This window comes from Cellulomonas sp. Leaf395, from assembly GCF_001424125.1.
Lineage (GTDB): Bacteria > Actinomycetota > Actinomycetes > Actinomycetales > Cellulomonadaceae > Cellulomonas.
The window spans coordinates 386,100-400,806 of record NZ_LMQI01000003.1 but is presented as its reverse complement, the minus strand read 5'-3'; the positions used below and the strand labels follow the sequence as shown (position 1 = coordinate 400,806).

The following is a 14,707-nucleotide window of genomic DNA, read 5'->3' as shown; positions in this document are numbered from 1 at the left end:
GGCCCCTACGCGCTTCGGAGAGCGGCGAGTCGTGCAGCGACCTCCGCCTCGTCGGCATCGACCTCCACCAGCTTGTCCCGGCTCGTCGCGCCGGACACGAGCCGGACCTGCCGTGGCCGCAGTCCCAGCGCGCGCGCGAGCGCGTCGAGCGCCGCCTGGGTCGCAGCCCCGTCGACCGCCCGCGCGCTCACCGCGACGACGAGCCGGTCGGCGTGGGTGCCGCCCACCACCGTGCGCGAGCTCCCCGGCCGCACGCGGATCGCGACCCTCATGTCCGAGGCTCGATCAGCGGGCCGGGGGGCCGGCGCAGCCGCCGGAACGCCACGATGCCGACGACCATCAGCGCCGCGCCGACCAGCACGAACGGCCAGGGGTTGGCCTGCGCGACGCACTCGGACGCACCGGTCACACCGCCGGGACAGTACTGGCCCGGACCGCGCCGGTTGAGCCACGCGAGCGCCAGCGGCAGGGCGCCCAGGCCTGTGACGACGCCGAGCTGAGCCGGTCGTAGGCCCTGCCGGACGACCAGCACACCGCCGACGAGCACCAGCGCCAGCGCGACGAACAGCCCGGCCAGGATCCCGAGCCCGAAGCCCGCCCCGATGCCGGCTCCGAGCAGCACCCAGCCGAGGAACGCCCCGACCCCCGTGCCCGGACGCGGGACGCGAACCTCCTCGGCCCACACCTCAGACCAGGCGGCTCAGAGCAGGCCCAGCGCCTGCACGGCGTCGCGCTCCTCGACCAGCTCCGCGACGGACGCGTCGATCCGGCCGCGCGAGAACTCGTCGACGTCGAGCCCCTGCACGATCTGCCAGCTGCCGCCGTCGGAGGTCACCGGGAACGAGGAGATGAGCCCCTCGGGCACCCCGTACGACCCGTCCGAGACGATGCCGGCCGAGGTCCAGTCGCCCGCCGGCGTTCCGTGCACCCACGAGTAGACGTGGTCGATGGCCGCGTTCGCCGCGGACGCCGCCGAGGACGCCCCGCGAGCCTCGATGATCGCCGCGCCCCGCTTGGCGACGGTCGGGATGAACGTGTCGCGCACCCACGCGTCGTCGCCCACGACCTCGAGCGCGGGACGCCCACCGACCGTGGCGTGCGACAGGTCGGGGTACTGCGTCGCGGAGTGGTTGCCCCAGATCGTCAGGCGCGCGATGTCCGCGACCTTCGAACCGGTCTTGGCCGCCAGCTGCGAGACCGCGCGGTTGTGGTCCAGGCGGGTCATCGCCGTGAATCGCTCGCGCGGGACGTCAGGTGCGTGCGACGCGGCGATGAACGCGTTGGTGTTGGCGGGGTTGCCGACGACGAGCACCCGGACGTCGTCGGCCGCGCCCGCGTTGATCGCCGCGCCCTGCGGCTTGAAGATGCCGCCGTTGGCCGAGAGCAGGTCGCCGCGCTCCATCCCCGCCGTACGCGGGCGCGCGCCGACCAGCAGCGCGACGTTGACACCGTCGAACGCAGCGGTCGCGTCGTCGTAGATCTCGACGCTGTCCAGCGTGGTGAACGCACAGTCGTCGAGCTCCATCGCGGTGCCCTCCGCGGCCTTGACGGCCTGGGGGATCTCCAGCAGGCGGAGGCGGACGGGGGTGTCGGCGCCGAGCAGCTGGCCGGACGCGATGCGGAAGAGCAGCGCGTAGCCGATCTGCCCGGCAGCTCCGGTGACGGTCACGGTGACGGGCGAGCTGGCCACGAACGGGCTCCTTCGATCGGCGACGACGGCGTCACTCACGCTACCCCGCAGACGACTGACGGCGCCCACCCTGGTGGGGTGGACGCCGTCTGTTCGACCTGATCAGGCGAGCTTGGCCGCCAGGTTGGCGTCGAGGGTCGCGAGGAACTCCTCGGTGGTCTGCCACGCCTGGTCGGGGCCGACGAGGGCCGCGAGGTCCTTGGTCATGGCGCCCGACTCGACCGTCTCGATGACGACCTGCTCGAGCGTCTCCGCGAACTGCGTGACCTCGGGGGTGTTGTCCAGCTTGCCGCGGTGCTTCAGGCCACCGGTCCACGCATAGATCGACGCGATCGGGTTGGTCGACGTCGGCTTGCCGGCCTGGTGCTGGCGGTAGTGGCGCGTGACGGTGCCGTGGGCCGCCTCGGCCTCGACCGTCTTGCCGTCGGGCGTCATGAGCACGGACGTCATGAGACCGAGCGAGCCGAAGCCCTGGGCCACGGTGTCGGACTGCACGTCACCGTCGTAGTTCTTGCAGGCCCAGACGTAGCCGCCCTCCCACTTCATGGCCGCGGCGACCATGTCGTCGATGAGGCGGTGCTCGTAGGTGAGGCCGGCAGCAGCGAAGTCCGCGGCGTACTCGGCGTCGAAGACCTCCTGGAAGATGTCCTTGAACGCGCCGTCGTAGGCCTTGAGGATCGTGTTCTTGGTCGACAGGTACACCGGGTAGCCGCGCTGCAGGCCGTAGGCGAACGAGGCGCGCGCGAAGTCCCGGATCGAGTCGTTGAAGTTGTACATGCCCATGGCCACGCCGCCGCCGTCGGGGTACGTGACGACCGTCTGGTTGATCGGCTCGGAGCCGTCCGCGGGGGTGTACGTCAGCGTGAGCGTGCCGGCGCCGGGGACCTTGAAGTTGGTCGCCTTGTACTGGTCGCCGTGGGCGTGACGGCCGATGATGATCGGCTTGTTCCAGCCCGGCACCAGACGCGGGATGTTGCTGATGATGATCGGCTCACGGAACACGACGCCGCCGAGGATGTTGCGGATGGTGCCGTTGGGCGAGACCCACATCTTCTTCAGGCCGAACTCCTCGACGCGCGCCTCGTCGGGCGTGATCGTCGCGCACTTGACGCCGACGCCGTGCTCCTTGATGGCGTTCGCGGCGTCGATCGTCACCTGGTCGTCGGTGGCGTCGCGGTGCTGGATCGACAGGTCGTAGTACCGCAGGTCGATGTCGAGGTACGGGTGGATCAGGCGGTCCTTGATGAACTGCCAGATGATGCGCGTCATCTCGTCGCCGTCGAGCTCGACGACCGGGCCGACAACCTTGATCTTCGCCATGCGGGAATCTCCTGTGCTGGGGACGGATGGGGGCACGGCACGAGAGAGCGTCTGCCGGCGCGGGTCCGCGGACAAGATTACTCGACGTCGAGAGATCGTGGTGTGGGGACTACCGCCCTGCTGCCCGTCCGCCCCTCGGCGCGCACCGTGACCCATGCCAGCAGGACTGGCATGCTGGCACCCACCAGGGGCGGGACGCTGCTCATCGCGTCGCCACACAGTCGGACGTGGCAGGCTCCGCGCGCACCGCCCTTCCATCGACGGTTACTCACGACAGGATCGACATGTCACAGGACAACCCCGACAAGGCCGCAGGCTCCACGGAGCCCGACGAGACCACCGCTGGCGGCTCCCCCGTCCCCGAGGAGGCGACGGCGGCTGCCGCAGCCGACGCCACGGCGACCCCCTCCGAGCCGATCGCCGCCCCCGACGAGGATGTCGTCGTCGAGGAGCTCGACTCGTACGTCGTCCCCGCCGGCACCGTCGTCGTGACAGGGCCGAGCCTGGTCGCCCGCCTCGGCGCCGAGGCCTTCGGCACGTTCGCCCTGGTGCTCGTCGGCCTCGGCATCGCGCTGTACTCCACGGTCAGCGGCCTCGGTGGCACCCTCGGTGTCGCACTCGGCTTCGGTATCGCGGTCCTTGCGGGCATCATCGCCGTCGGCCACGTCTCGGGCGGTCACTTCAACCCGGCCGTCACGCTGGGTGCCGCCATCGGTGGCCGGACGGCCTGGAAGGACGTCCTGCCCTACTGGCTCGCGCAGCTCGTCGGCGGCATCCTCGCCGCCGCGATCCTGTTCATCACGATCCCGTCGACCCTGCCGGGCCTGCTCGCCCAGGGTGGCGATGCCTCCTCGAAGAGCTTCTTCAGCAGCGTGTCCAACGGCTACGCCGAGCACTCGCCGCTGGCAGTGGCATCGCAGGGCCAGGTCGAGTTCTCGCTGGTCATCGCGCTGCTGGTCGAGATCGTCGTGACCGCCGTGTTCGTCGGCATCATCCTCGGCGCGACGGACCGCCGGTCCGCGAACGTCCAGGCGCCGTTCGCCATCGGCCTGGCGCTCTCGGTCCTCATCCTCGTCGCGATCCCCGTGACGAACGCCTCACTGAACCCGGCGCGCTCGACGGCCTCGGCGATCTTCTCCGACAGCTGGGCCCTCAGCCAGCTCTGGCTGTTCTGGGTCGCCCCGCTGGTCGGTGCCGCCCTGGCCGGCCTGATCTACCGCGCGTTCGCCGCGGAGCCCGTCGAGGACAACCTGCTCGAGGAGGACGACGCGTACGTCACGACGGACGACGTCCTCGTGGTGACGGAGCGCTGACGCCCACCTGACCCCGCACGACCGGACGCCCGGGACCCTCGCGGTCCCGGGCGTCCGTGCGTGCGATCAGCGCGGCAGGATGAAGGCGAGCGTCGCCACGCCCGCGCCGAGCAGGACGAGGACGGCGACGTCGAGGGCCTTGGCCCGCACCGTGACCGCCACCGGACCCGGCGACGGCAGCACGGCGCGCACCACGGCGCCCACGAGCGCGACACCCGCGAGCACGAACGCGCCCGCCCGGGTGCCGACGGCGAGCGCCACGACGGTGGCGACGACGATGCCGGAGCTGGTCCACCACAGCGACACGTTCCGTGCGGCGTCGAGCGACGCACGCGCGATGGCGCGAGGGTCCAAGGGGGCCTGCTCGACCGGGATCGGGTCCGTCGAGGGCGGCAGGTCGGGGGCCGGCCCGTCCGGCAGGGGGGCCGGCGGGCGGGGTTCGGGGGTGTGCGGGTGAGCGCCAGCGGCGCGGCGTACCCCGGCTGCCCCGCTCATGCGCTCCTTCACCATCTCGCTCGTGCCTCCCCACGGGAGACTACCGTTGCGAGGTGACCGCCCGGACCCACGACGACCACAGTGATCACGCCGACACCCGACCACCTGGTGACGTGCTCGTCGTCGGTGCAGGTCTTGCGGGTACCCAGACGGTCGCAGCGCTGCGTGAGCGAGGGTACGACGGGCGCGTCGTGGTGCTCGGCGCCGAGGGCATCGCGCCGTACGACCGCCCGCCGCTGTCCAAACACCTCCTGGACCGTCCCCGGCCGACGTGGCTGGCCGACGAGATCGGCGCCGATCTGCTCAGCCTCGCGGACGAGGTGCACCTGCACACCCCGGCGCGCGGGCTCTCGCCGTCGGGGGCGCGACCGGAGGTGCTCACCGACGACGGCCCACTGAGCGCCGACTCGCTCGTCGTGGCCAGCGGCGCGCACGCCGTCCGGCCGCCGGGCTGGGAGGCGGCCCTGACCCTGCACACCGCCGCCGACGCCGAGCGGCTCCGGGCGGCGCTCGTGCCGGGCGCGCGGCTCGTCGTGATCGGCGCGGGGTGGATCGGCGCGGAGGTGGCCGGCGTGGCTTCCGCAGCCGGGGTGGACGTCGTCGTGGTAGAGGCGAACGGTGCCCCGCTCGTCACCGCGCTGGGCCCGACCGTCGGGGAGCTGACCGGCCCGTGGTATGCCGCGGCGGGTGTCCGGCTGCTGACCGGCGAGCACGTGGTCGAGGTCGGCAGCAACGGCGTGAGCCTCGCGGACGGCAAGCTGATCGCCGCCGACATCGTGCTCGCGGCGGTGGGCGCGCGCCCGAGCACCGACTGGCTGGCTCGTGCGCTCCCCCGCGAGCCGGACGGCTCGCTCCGGGTCGACGAGCACCACCGGGTGGTCGGTGCGCCGCGCAGCGTCCGAGCGGTGGGCGACGTCGCGCTGCGCCGCTCCGCGCGGCACGGCTGGGTGCCCGGCGGGCACTGGGACGGCGCGCTGCGGGGTCCGGCGGCGCTCGTCGCCGACCTGCTGGGCGCCCCGACCGACGCCGTCACCGACGTCGCGCCGTACGTGTTCTCCACGCAGCTGGGCCACGAGCTGGCACTGTTCGGCGGTCCGCGAACCGCCGACGAGGTCGTCCTGCGCGGGGACCCGGCCGGTGGCGGAGGCTGGGCCGCCCTGTGGTTCCGACGGGGCTCCGACGAGGTCGGTGCGATTCTCACCGTCGACCGCCCGCGCGACGTCGGCGCCGCGCGCAGGCTGTTCACCGCCCCGGGCCTGCCCCGGCTCGACCGCACGCTGGCAGTCGACCCGGGGCGGCCCCTGCGGGAGGCCTCCCTCGTCTAGCGCTCAGTGCGCGAAGTGCCGGGTGCCCGTCAGGTAGAGCGTCACGCCGGCGGCCTGCGCCGCGGCGATGACCTCCTCGTCGCGGACGGAGCCGCCCGGCTGCACGATGGCGCGCACGCCCGCGTCGATGAGCACCTGGGCGCCGTCGGCGAACGGGAAGAACGCGTCGGAGGCGGCGACGGCCCCCCGCGCGCGCTCGGCGTCACCGGTGTTGGCGCGCTCGACCGCGAGCCGGCACGAGTCCACCCGGTTGACCTGCCCCATGCCGACGCCCACGGACGCGCCCGCGTCGGCGAGCAGGATCGCGTTCGACTTCACCGCGCGCACGGCCCGCCAGGCGAACGTGAGGTCGGCGAGCGTGGCGTCGTCGGCCGCCGCACCGGCCGCCAGGGTCCAGGCCGCCGGGTCGTCGCCGGGGGCGTCCACCTGGTCGAGCTCCTGCACGAGCAGACCGCCGGTGACGGCACGCCGCTCGGTGCGCACGCCGTCGACGGGCGTCACCTGCAGGAGCCGGATGTTCTTCTTGCGCGCGAGGATCTCGAGCGCCTCGGGCTCGAAGCCGGGGGCGACGACGACCTCGGTGAACACCGGCGCGATCTGCTCCGCGGCGGCGGCCGTGAGGGTGCGGTTGGTCGCGATGACGCCGCCGAAGGCGGACACCGGGTCGCACGCGTGCGCCTTCGCGTGGGCGTCGGCCACGTCCGCGCCCACGGCGATGCCGCACGGGTTGGCGTGCTTGATGATCGCGACGGCCGGGTCGGTGTGGTCGTGCGCGGCACGCCAGGCGGCGTCGGCGTCGACGTAGTTGTTGTAGCTCATCGCCTTGCCGTGCAGCTGCTGCGCCCCGGCCAGCCCTCGTCCGGCCGCGCCGTCGGGCGTCAGGTAGAGCGCCGCCTGCTGGTGCGGGTTCTCGCCGTAGCGCAGCACCTCGCCGCGCACCCACGTGGTCCCCGTGAACGCCGGGAACCCGGAGTCGGCGGCCTCCTCGTCGGGCGCGTAGTCGGCGGCGAACCAGCTGGCCACGGCGGCGTCGTACGCGGCGGTGTGCGCGAACGCGTCGGCCGCGAGCAGCCGGCGTGCGGCGAGCGTGAAGCCGCCTGCTCCGACGGCGGCCACGACCTCGTCGTACCGCGCGGGGTCGACGACGACGGCCACGCTCGGGTGGTTCTTCGCCGCGGCGCGGACCATCGACGGGCCGCCGATGTCGATCTGCTCGACGCACTCGTCGGGCCCGGCACCGGACGCGACGGTCGCGGTGAACGGGTAGAGGTTGACGACGACCAGCTCGAACGGGGCGATGCCCAGCTCGTCCAGCTGCGCGAGGTGCTCCGGGAGCCGGGTGTCGGCCAGCACGCCTGCGTGCACCCGCGGGTGCAGAGTCTTGACGCGCCCGTCGAGGCACTCCGGGAAGCCCGTGAGCTCCTCGACACGGGTCACGGGGACGCCCGTGGCGGCGATGGTGGAGGCGGTCGAGCCCGTGGAGACGATCTCGACGCCGGCGGCGTGCAGGGCGGCGGCCAGGTCGGTCAGGCCGGTCTTGTCGTAGACGCTGACGAGGGCGCGACGGATGGGTCGCTGGTTCTCGGTGGAGGACATGCGCGGCGGCTCCTGATGCAGGGTCGGCTGAGGCGGACCCATGCACCCAGGCGGGCGGTGCGTGGCGGGGCACTGCGGCCGCTCCCCGGTGGTTGCACCCACCTGCGCCAGTCACGACCGGTGCCGAGTCTAGCCGAGGCGACCGGCGTGTCAGCCGACGATCGCGTGCCTGCCCTCGACGCGAAGCCCGCCGCGTGCGATGCGTCCGACCCACTCGACGAGCAGCGTGCGCTCGACAGCCTTGATCCGCTCGTGCAGCGTGGACTCGTCGTCGTCCGGCTCCACGGCGACCGCGGCCTGCGCCAGGATCGGCCCGGTGTCGATGCCCTCGTCGACCACCATCACCGTGCACCCCGTGACCTTCACGCCATAGGCGAGGGCGTCCCGTACCCCGTGCGCACCGGGGAACGACGGCAGCAAGGCCGGGTGGGTGTTCACGATCCGGCCGCCGAAGCGTCCGAGGAACGTGGCGCCGAACAGCTTCATGAACCCGGCGAGCACGATCAGGTCGGGCGAGAACACCGCCACGGTCTCCGCGATGGCGGCGTCCCACGCGGCACGGTCGTCGAAGTCCTTGATCGAGACGACGGCCGTCGGGATGCCCGCCTCCCGCGCGATGTCGAGCGCCCGGATGTTGTCGCGATCGGCGACCACCGCCACGACGCGCGCCCCGTAGGCGGGATCGTCGTGCGCAGCCAGCAGCGCCGCCAGGTTCGAGCCGGTGCCCGAGACGAGGACCACCAGCCGTCCCGAGTCGCGAGTGGCCGGGGCGGGGCGGGGCGTCTCGTGCGTCACGCGCCGACCCTACCGGCGGGCCGGCCGGTGCGGACGGCCCGTCCGGCATCCACCGTCCGTGGGCGAGAATGCTCGGGTGAGCAACCCGTACGCGCCCCCCGAGCACCGTCCCGGCACGCCGGACGACGCCCGGACGGACGCCCCGCAGCCTCAGGATGCCCCCGTCTGGCCGCCTGCCGGCGAGCCGTCGCGGGCTCCCGTCGTCGCAGACCAGCCGCCGGCCGACCCTGAGGGCACGGCACGCGCCACAGGGCTCACGCGGTTGTTCGCCGTGCTCGTGCTCGCGTCGGTGCTCGTGGCCACCCTGCCGCTGCCCTGGCAGGCTGCCGCGCTCCTGTTCGCGCTCAGCGCGGTCGTCGTCTGTGTCCGCGCGGTGGTGGTCGCCGTCCGCGCCCGGTCGCGAGGGCTCGTGCCCCTGCTCTCCGTCGGACTGGTCATCGCCCTCTCCTGGACACTGCTCCTCAGCGTGCAGCTGGCGCTGTGGCCGGCGCAGCAGGACAAGCAGGAGTGCCTCGAGGGTGCGCTGACGGTCGGGGCGAAGAGCGCCTGCGAGACGCAGTTCGAGAAGGACCTCGACGACCTGCGCACCTCGCTCGAGGAGCGCAGCACCGGATCCTGAGGCACGTCAGGACGGCTCGCGCCGCACCATCGCTCGGACGGCTCGGGCGATCTCCGCGCGCAGCAACGCGTCGGCGGGCAGTGCCACGATCAGCGCCCCGACGAGCGTTCCTGCACCTGCCAGCAGCCCGACGACACCGCCCTGCGCGCCGACCTCCGCCAGCCGGTCCGGGCCGATCCCGCCGCTCGCGAGCGTGACCAGGAGCGTGACGACGACGACGACGCCGGCAGCGGCTGTGCCGCACGCGAGCGCCGTGTCCCACCACCGCTGCGGCACCAGTCGCCGGTGGACGTACAGCCCGACGAAGGCGCCGACCCCCACGAGCACGAGCGGGACCAGGTTCGTCGCCGGTCCCACGACGTCGGAGGACGGGAGTGCCCCGAGCATCGGCACGGCGGGCAGCGCACCACCGACCACGTCGTCGGGCGCGAAGTGCGTCCCCTCGCCCACGGCGAAGCCTGCGCCCGTCAGCCACGCGAGCGCCCACACGACCAGGTTTGGCAGGTAGGCCAGCTCCGCGACCGCCAGCACCACCCCACCGACGGCGTCGAGCCCGAGCCCGCGGATGACGTCCCCGATGGTGGCCCGGCCCGCCAGGACCCACAGCGCGGTCACCAACGCGGCGACGAGCACCAGCGAGGCCGACCCGAGCAGCCCGCCGGCGGCGCCGGTCCGGACGGACACCGGGCAGCGGGACCACACGGGTCGGGTGAGCGCGCGCAACGACGGGGCCTCGAGGCGCGCGAGCAATCCGGCGCCGAGACCGATCGCGGAGACCGCCGCACCGCCGGCGAACGCGCGCGCCAGGTCCACGCCCACGGTGCCGGTGACCAGCGCGAGCAGGACGGTGACCAGCGTGTACGCGCCGACACCCGCCGCGTAGGCCTGCCACGTCGCCACACCTGACCTCCGCGCCGAGGCGTAGCAGACGAAGAGCGCGAGCAGCGTCACCCCGAGCGGTACCAGCGTCACCACGACCGGACCGACGTGCGCCGGGACCCCGTGCCCGAGCAGCCAGAGGGACGATCCCACCCCGACCGAGCGGAACCAGCCGACACCGCTGTTCGACGGGTCCGCCGACGTCGCGACGTAGGCCGCGACGGCCGGGAGCGCCAGGACGAGGAACGAGAGCAGCGCTGCCTGCAGTGCGGACAGGACCCCCGCCACCCAGCGTGGCGCACCGTCGATCGCGCTCGTGAAGAAGTTGGAGGTGTACTCGTCGACGAGCGTGCGGCGACGGCGACGGTCGACGACGGGGGTGCCTCCCGTACGGGGGCCGGTGGCGCTCACGGTGCCATGGTCGCTGCCGCGCTCGCCGGAGCGACGAACCCGCCGCGGCGCGTCGGCCGACCGGTCAGACACGTCGACCCCGGTAAGCTCGGCTCACCGGGGCCGACGGACGAGGAGATCAGCTCAACAGCTGGCGCGCGAGCTCGGCCGTCTCGGACGGCGTCTTGCCGACCTTGACACCCGCAGCCTCGAGAGCCTCCTTCTTGGCCTGCGCGGTGCCCGACGAGCCCGAGACGATGGCGCCGGCGTGGCCCATCGTCTTGCCCTCCGGCGCCGTGAACCCGGCGACGTAGCCGACGACGGGCTTGGTGACGTGCTCGGCGATGTAGGCGGCGGCACGCTCCTCGGCGTCGCCACCGATCTCACCGATCATCACGATGACCTCGGTCTCGGGGTCCGCCTCGAACGCCGCGAGGGCGTCGATGTGCGTGGTGCCGATGATCGGGTCGCCGCCGATGCCGATGGCCGTGGAGAACCCGAAGTCCCGCAGCTCGTACATCATCTGGTAGGTCAGCGTGCCCGACTTCGAGACCAGGCCGACGCGGCCGGGGCCGGTGATGTCCGCCGGGATGATGCCCACGTTGGACTTCCCGGGGCTGATCAGGCCGGGGCAGTTGGGGCCGATGAGCCGCACGTTCTTCTCCAGCGCGAGCGCGAAGAACTCGGCGGTGTCGGCCACGGGGACGCCCTCGGTGATGATGACGACGAGCGGGATGCCTGCCTCGATCGCCTCGACGACCGCGGCCTTGGTGTGGGCCGGCGGAACGAACACGACGGAGACGTCCGCGCCCGTGGCGTCCATCGCCTCGGAGACGGAGCCGAAGACGGGGACGTCCGTATCACCGAACGCCACCGAGGTCCCTGCCTTGCGCGGGTTCACCCCGCCGACGACGGACGTGCCGGACGCGAGCATGCGGGTCGTGTGCTTCTGGCCCTCGGAACCCGTCATGCCCTGGACGATGACCTTGGATGCCTCGGTCAGGAAGATCGCCATGGTGGTATCTGCTTCTCTCTACGACTGTTGCGGTCAGCGGTCTCAGGCGGCGGCGTGGGCGAGCTCGGCCGCCTTGTCGGCGCCGCCGTCCATCGTGTCCGCGATGGTGACCAGCGGGTGACCGGCCTCGGCGAGGATGCGACGGCCCTCGAGCACGTTGTTGCCGTCCAGGCGCACGACGAGCGGCTTGTTCTCCTCGTCGCCGAGGATCTCGAGCGCCGCGACGATGCCGTTGGCGACGGCGTCGCACGCCGTGATGCCGCCGAAGACGTTGACGAAGACCGACTTGACCTGCGGGTCCGTCAGGATGATGTGCAGGCCGGCCGCCATGATCTCGGCGCTCGCACCGCCGCCGATGTCGAGGAAGTTGGCAGGCTTGACCCCGCCGTGCGCCTCACCGGCGTACGCGACGACGTCGAGGGTGCTCATCACGAGCCCGGCGCCGTTGCCGATGATGCCGACCTCGCCGTCGAGCTTGACGTAGTTGAGGTCCGCCTCCTTGGCCTTGGCCTCGAGCGGGTCCGCCGCGGCGGTGTCCTCGAGCTCGGCGTGCTCCGGGTGGCGGAAGCCCGCGTTCTCGTCGAGCGTGACCTTGCCGTCGAGCGCGACGATCTCGCCGTCCTCGGTGAGGACCAGCGGGTTCACCTCGACGAGCGTGGCGTCCTCGCTGCGGTAGACGGTCCACAGGGTCTGCAGGACCGCGGCCACCTTGGGGGCGATGTCCGGCGTGAAGCCGGCGGCGGCGACGATCTCGTCGGCCTTCGCCTGGTCGATGCCGGTGCGCGGGTCGACCGCGACCTTGGCGAGGGCGTCGGGACGCTCCACCGCGAGCTGCTCGATGTCCATGCCGCCCTCGACCGAGCACATGGCCAGGTAGCGGCGCTCCGCGCGGTCCAGCAGGAGGGAGAAGTAGAACTCGGTCGCGATCTTGGCGCCCGCGGCGATCATCACGCGGTGGACCGTGTGGCCCTTGATGTCCATGCCGAGGATCTCGGTGGCCTTCTCGGCCGCGTCGTCCGCGGACCGGGCCAGCTTGACGCCGCCGGCCTTGCCGCGGCCCCCGACCTTGACCTGCGCCTTGACGACAACGACGCCCGGCTGACCGCCGAGGAGCTGTTCCGCGCCGGCGCGGGCCTCCTCCGGGGTGGTGGCGACGACGCCGCCGAGCACGGGAACGCCGTGCTTCTCGAAGATGTCACGTGCCTGGTACTCGAACAGGTCCACCTGGATTGGGTCCTCTCATCACCGGCATTCGACGGCCTCTGTGCGGCCGAAACGCCCCGGTCGATGGTAGCGGCCGCGCACAGATATCTTCACATCGAGAGATGTGGCGTCCATGACGCCGGCTCGTCCACACACTCTTCGCAACCCCTCCCCCGAAACGCCCCGATCCGCTACGTTCCCGGCATGGATCCGGATGCGGTCGTGACTGCACTGCAACGCTCCGGCGTCGACGGTCCCGGCCGGTGAGCGCGCCCCCGGACACGGCGCCCACGGCGTCGGTCGCGCGCCTCGCAATGCTGCGCGAGGTGGCGAGCCGGATCGCGGACCCCCGAGCACTCGGGCGCCCGGTCCTCGTCGCGGTCGACGGCATGGACGGCGCGGGCAAGACCACGTTCGCCGACGAGCTCGCCGCCGAGCTGCTGCGCGATGGGCGTGCCGTCGTGCGGATCAGCGTCGACGGGTTCCACCGCCCGCGTGACGAGCGCTACCGCCGTGGGCGGCACTCCCCCGAGGGCTTCTGGGCCGACTCCTACGACTACGACGCGCTGCGCACCCACGTCCTGGAGCCCTTTGCGCCCGGAGGGTCCCGCCGGTTCCGCCGCGCCGTCCGCGACGTCGCCACCGACGCGGCGCTCGACCTGCCGCGCGAGCACGGCACGGACAGCACGGTGGTCGTCGTCGACGGCATCTTCCTTCACCGCGACGAGCTGGCCGGCTGGTGGGACTTCTCGGTGTACCTCGACGTCGACTTCGCGGAGACGTTCGCCCGCATGGCCGTCCGCGACGGCTGCTCACCGGACCCGACCCACCCGGCGAACGCCCGCTACGTCGAGGGCCAGCGCCTCTACCTGTCGACCTGCCGCCCGGCGTCCCGCGCCACGGTCGTCATCGACAACCGCGACCTCGCCCACCCCCAGGTCATCCCCCACCTCTGACGCCCGCGTCCGCCGACCGAGGCGCGACCTGCACGGCCCCCACCACGGGACGTCTGCACATCCGGTCGTTCTGGCGCTCGAACGCGTTGCCGCAACGGCACGTCCGCACTCCGTCGGGTCCGAAACGCGCACGAGTGCGGACGTCCGCGCCCGGCAACCTGCTGCCTCCGCACTCCGGGGGGTTCCGGGCCGCGCGAGCGGACGTAGCGTTGTCAATGTGGGTTGACAAGGCTGTCGACGTCAACGTAGGTTGACGGCATGTCCGATGAGCTCATGACCGCGGCAGCCAGTGCGGCCGAGCCTGCCGAGGGCCTGCGGGCCGTCCGGTCGCTGCGGGTTCTGGCCGACCGGCTCGAAGCCCTGCACGTCGAGCGCGCCCGTCGGCGCGGATGGTCCTGGCAACAGGTCGCCGACGCCCTGGGGGTCTCCCGGCAGGCGGTCCACAAGAAGTACGGAAAGAGGTTCGGCTGATGTTCGAGAGATTCGCCAAGGACGCCCGCGAGGCCGTGGTCCAGGCCCAGGACGAGGCGCGCACGCTGGGTGTGGACCGGATCGGGCCGGAGCACGTGCTGCTCGGTGCCGTCCGTGCGCCGGACACGGTCGCCGCGCAGGCGCTGGGTCGGTTGGGCGTCAGCCACGCCACCCTGCTGGCCGCCGTCCGCGCACTGCCCGCGCACTCGATCGACGCCGATGCGCTGGCGGGGATCGGGGTCGATCTGGAGGCGGTCCGGGCGCAGGTGGAGGCATCGTTCGGTCCGGGTGCCCTCGACGCGGTGAGCGGGTCGGCACCCACGAAGGGCCACCTCCCGTTCGACGCCGCGGCCAAGAAGCTGCTCGAGATCTCCCTGCGCGAGGCGATCCGCTTCAAGCACCGCCGGATCGACAGCGGCCACCTGCTCCTGGCAGCCGTCCGCCTGGACGACACCACCGCCTACCGGGCGCTCGCCGCGGTCGGCGCCGGCCCGGCAGCCGTGCGCGACGCCGTCACCGCCGTGTGGGCGGACGTGCCGGTGGGCTGACGGTGACCGCCTGGACGCTGTCGACCGTCCCGCGAACTCGCGCGTGGGTGTCCGGGTGCACGCCGACGCCGGGCCCGGTCGTGCCCGACCAG

Annotated in this window: 16 protein-coding genes and 1 riboswitch; of the genes, 6 read left to right on the top strand and 10 right to left on the bottom strand. The window is 72.8% G+C overall.

Going from position 1 to position 14,707, the window contains the following annotated elements:
* Positions 1-5 precede the first annotated feature (5 nt).
* The 4 genes from ASG23_RS09800 to ASG23_RS09785 all read right to left on the bottom strand — a co-directional run bounded on the left by ASG23_RS09800 (position 6) and on the right by ASG23_RS09785 (position 3,010).
* The gene (locus ASG23_RS09800) at positions 6-272 is read right to left on the bottom strand and encodes a DUF167 domain-containing protein (protein ID WP_056023733.1); all 267 of its coding nucleotides are present in this window, start codon (positions 270-272) and stop codon (positions 6-8) included.
* Positions 269-685 (bottom strand): hypothetical protein, encoded by a 417-nt coding sequence (locus tag ASG23_RS09795; RefSeq protein ID WP_056023730.1) that lies wholly within the window; start codon positions 683-685, stop codon positions 269-271. Before ASG23_RS09795 ends, ASG23_RS09800 begins: the two co-directional genes overlap by 4 nt.
* Before the next feature lie 15 nt (positions 686-700).
* Positions 701-1,690, bottom strand: coding sequence for a malate dehydrogenase (locus tag ASG23_RS09790; protein WP_056023727.1), 990 nt, complete (start codon positions 1,688-1,690; stop codon positions 701-703).
* A 102-nt stretch (positions 1,691-1,792) separates the two neighbouring features.
* Complete coding sequence (locus ASG23_RS09785) at positions 1,793-3,010, bottom strand: NADP-dependent isocitrate dehydrogenase (protein ID WP_056023724.1); 1,218 nt, start codon at positions 3,008-3,010, stop codon at positions 1,793-1,795.
* A gap of 284 nt (positions 3,011-3,294) precedes the next feature.
* Here ASG23_RS09785 and ASG23_RS09780 point away from each other — a divergent pair, with 284 nt between their 5' ends.
* Positions 3,295-4,323, top strand: a complete 1,029-nt coding sequence (locus ASG23_RS09780; protein ID WP_056023721.1) for an aquaporin — start codon at positions 3,295-3,297, stop codon at positions 4,321-4,323.
* Between the two features lie 66 nt (positions 4,324-4,389).
* Here the strand turns inward: ASG23_RS09780 and ASG23_RS09775 are convergent, their stop codons facing one another.
* Complete coding sequence (locus ASG23_RS09775) at positions 4,390-4,818, bottom strand: DUF3017 domain-containing protein (protein ID WP_082516102.1); 429 nt, start codon at positions 4,816-4,818, stop codon at positions 4,390-4,392.
* Positions 4,819-4,871: 53 nt separating this feature from the next.
* Here ASG23_RS09775 and ASG23_RS09770 point away from each other — a divergent pair, with 53 nt between their 5' ends.
* Positions 4,872-6,143: an NAD(P)/FAD-dependent oxidoreductase gene (locus ASG23_RS09770; protein WP_235520990.1), complete on the top strand. Its 1,272-nt coding sequence runs from the start codon at positions 4,872-4,874 to the stop codon at positions 6,141-6,143.
* A 3-nt stretch (positions 6,144-6,146) separates the two neighbouring features.
* Here ASG23_RS09770 and purH read toward each other — a convergent pair whose 3' ends face one another.
* Positions 6,147-7,739 carry a bifunctional phosphoribosylaminoimidazolecarboxamide formyltransferase/IMP cyclohydrolase gene (gene purH, locus ASG23_RS09765; protein WP_157465606.1) on the bottom strand — a complete coding sequence of 531 codons (1,593 nt, stop codon included), beginning with the start codon at positions 7,737-7,739 and terminating at the stop codon, positions 6,147-6,149.
* 37 nt (positions 7,740-7,776) lie between these two features.
* Positions 7,777-7,864, bottom strand: a riboswitch (ZMP/ZTP riboswitch).
* A gap of 25 nt (positions 7,865-7,889) precedes the next feature.
* Positions 7,890-8,534, bottom strand: coding sequence for a phosphoribosylglycinamide formyltransferase (purN, locus tag ASG23_RS09760; protein ID WP_056023715.1), 645 nt, complete (start codon positions 8,532-8,534; stop codon positions 7,890-7,892).
* Between the two features lie 76 nt (positions 8,535-8,610).
* Here purN and ASG23_RS09755 point away from each other — a divergent pair, with 76 nt between their 5' ends.
* The gene (locus tag ASG23_RS09755) at positions 8,611-9,153 is read left to right on the top strand and encodes a hypothetical protein (protein ID WP_056023712.1); all 543 of its coding nucleotides are present in this window, start codon (positions 8,611-8,613) and stop codon (positions 9,151-9,153) included.
* A 6-nt stretch (positions 9,154-9,159) separates the two neighbouring features.
* Here ASG23_RS09755 and ASG23_RS09750 read toward each other — a convergent pair whose 3' ends face one another.
* The 3 genes from ASG23_RS09750 to sucC form a co-directional block, all read right to left on the bottom strand.
* A complete protein-coding gene (locus tag ASG23_RS09750; protein ID WP_056024528.1) occupies positions 9,160-10,443 on the bottom strand; it encodes a cell division protein PerM in 1,284 nt (427 codons plus the stop codon).
* A 118-nt stretch (positions 10,444-10,561) separates the two neighbouring features.
* Positions 10,562-11,437, bottom strand: a complete 876-nt coding sequence (gene sucD, locus ASG23_RS09745) for a succinate--CoA ligase subunit alpha (RefSeq protein WP_056023708.1) — start codon at positions 11,435-11,437, stop codon at positions 10,562-10,564.
* 42 nt (positions 11,438-11,479) lie between these two features.
* Positions 11,480-12,661, bottom strand: coding sequence for an ADP-forming succinate--CoA ligase subunit beta (sucC, locus tag ASG23_RS09740; RefSeq protein ID WP_056023705.1), 1,182 nt, complete (start codon positions 12,659-12,661; stop codon positions 11,480-11,482).
* 242 nt (positions 12,662-12,903) lie between these two features.
* On the opposite strand from sucC, the gene ASG23_RS09735 reads away from it, so the two are divergent.
* The 3 genes from ASG23_RS09735 (at position 12,904) to ASG23_RS09725 (ending at position 14,615) form a co-directional block, all read left to right on the top strand.
* Positions 12,904-13,596, top strand: coding sequence for an AAA family ATPase (locus ASG23_RS09735; protein WP_235520988.1), 693 nt, complete (start codon positions 12,904-12,906; stop codon positions 13,594-13,596).
* A 258-nt stretch (positions 13,597-13,854) separates the two neighbouring features.
* Positions 13,855-14,067: a helix-turn-helix transcriptional regulator gene (locus ASG23_RS09730; RefSeq protein ID WP_056023702.1), complete on the top strand. Its 213-nt coding sequence runs from the start codon at positions 13,855-13,857 to the stop codon at positions 14,065-14,067.
* Positions 14,067-14,615, top strand: a complete 549-nt coding sequence (locus tag ASG23_RS09725; protein WP_056023699.1) for a Clp protease N-terminal domain-containing protein — start codon at positions 14,067-14,069, stop codon at positions 14,613-14,615. The genes ASG23_RS09730 and ASG23_RS09725 overlap by 1 nt, the downstream gene beginning before the upstream one ends.
* Positions 14,616-14,707: the final 92 nt, after the last annotated feature.

Bases quoted from the DNA above. Each gene is read 5' to 3' on its own strand.
- ASG23_RS09730 (WP_056023702.1), top strand. From the start codon at position 13,855: ATGTCCGATGAGCTCATGACCGCGGCAGCCAGTGCGGCCGAGCCTGCC.
- ASG23_RS09800 (WP_056023733.1), bottom strand. From the start codon at position 272: ATGAGGGTCGCGATCCGCGTGCGGCCGGGGAGCTCGCGCACGGTGGTG.
- sucD (WP_056023708.1), bottom strand. From the start codon at position 11,437: ATGGCGATCTTCCTGACCGAGGCATCCAAGGTCATCGTCCAGGGCATG.
- ASG23_RS09775 (WP_082516102.1), bottom strand. From the start codon at position 4,818: ATGAGCGGGGCAGCCGGGGTACGCCGCGCCGCTGGCGCTCACCCGCAC.
- purH (WP_157465606.1), bottom strand. From the start codon at position 7,739: ATGTCCTCCACCGAGAACCAGCGACCCATCCGTCGCGCCCTCGTCAGC.
- ASG23_RS09785 (WP_056023724.1), bottom strand. From the start codon at position 3,010: ATGGCGAAGATCAAGGTTGTCGGCCCGGTCGTCGAGCTCGACGGCGAC.
- ASG23_RS09725 (WP_056023699.1), top strand. From the start codon at position 14,067: ATGTTCGAGAGATTCGCCAAGGACGCCCGCGAGGCCGTGGTCCAGGCC.
- ASG23_RS09780 (WP_056023721.1), top strand. From the start codon at position 3,295: ATGTCACAGGACAACCCCGACAAGGCCGCAGGCTCCACGGAGCCCGAC.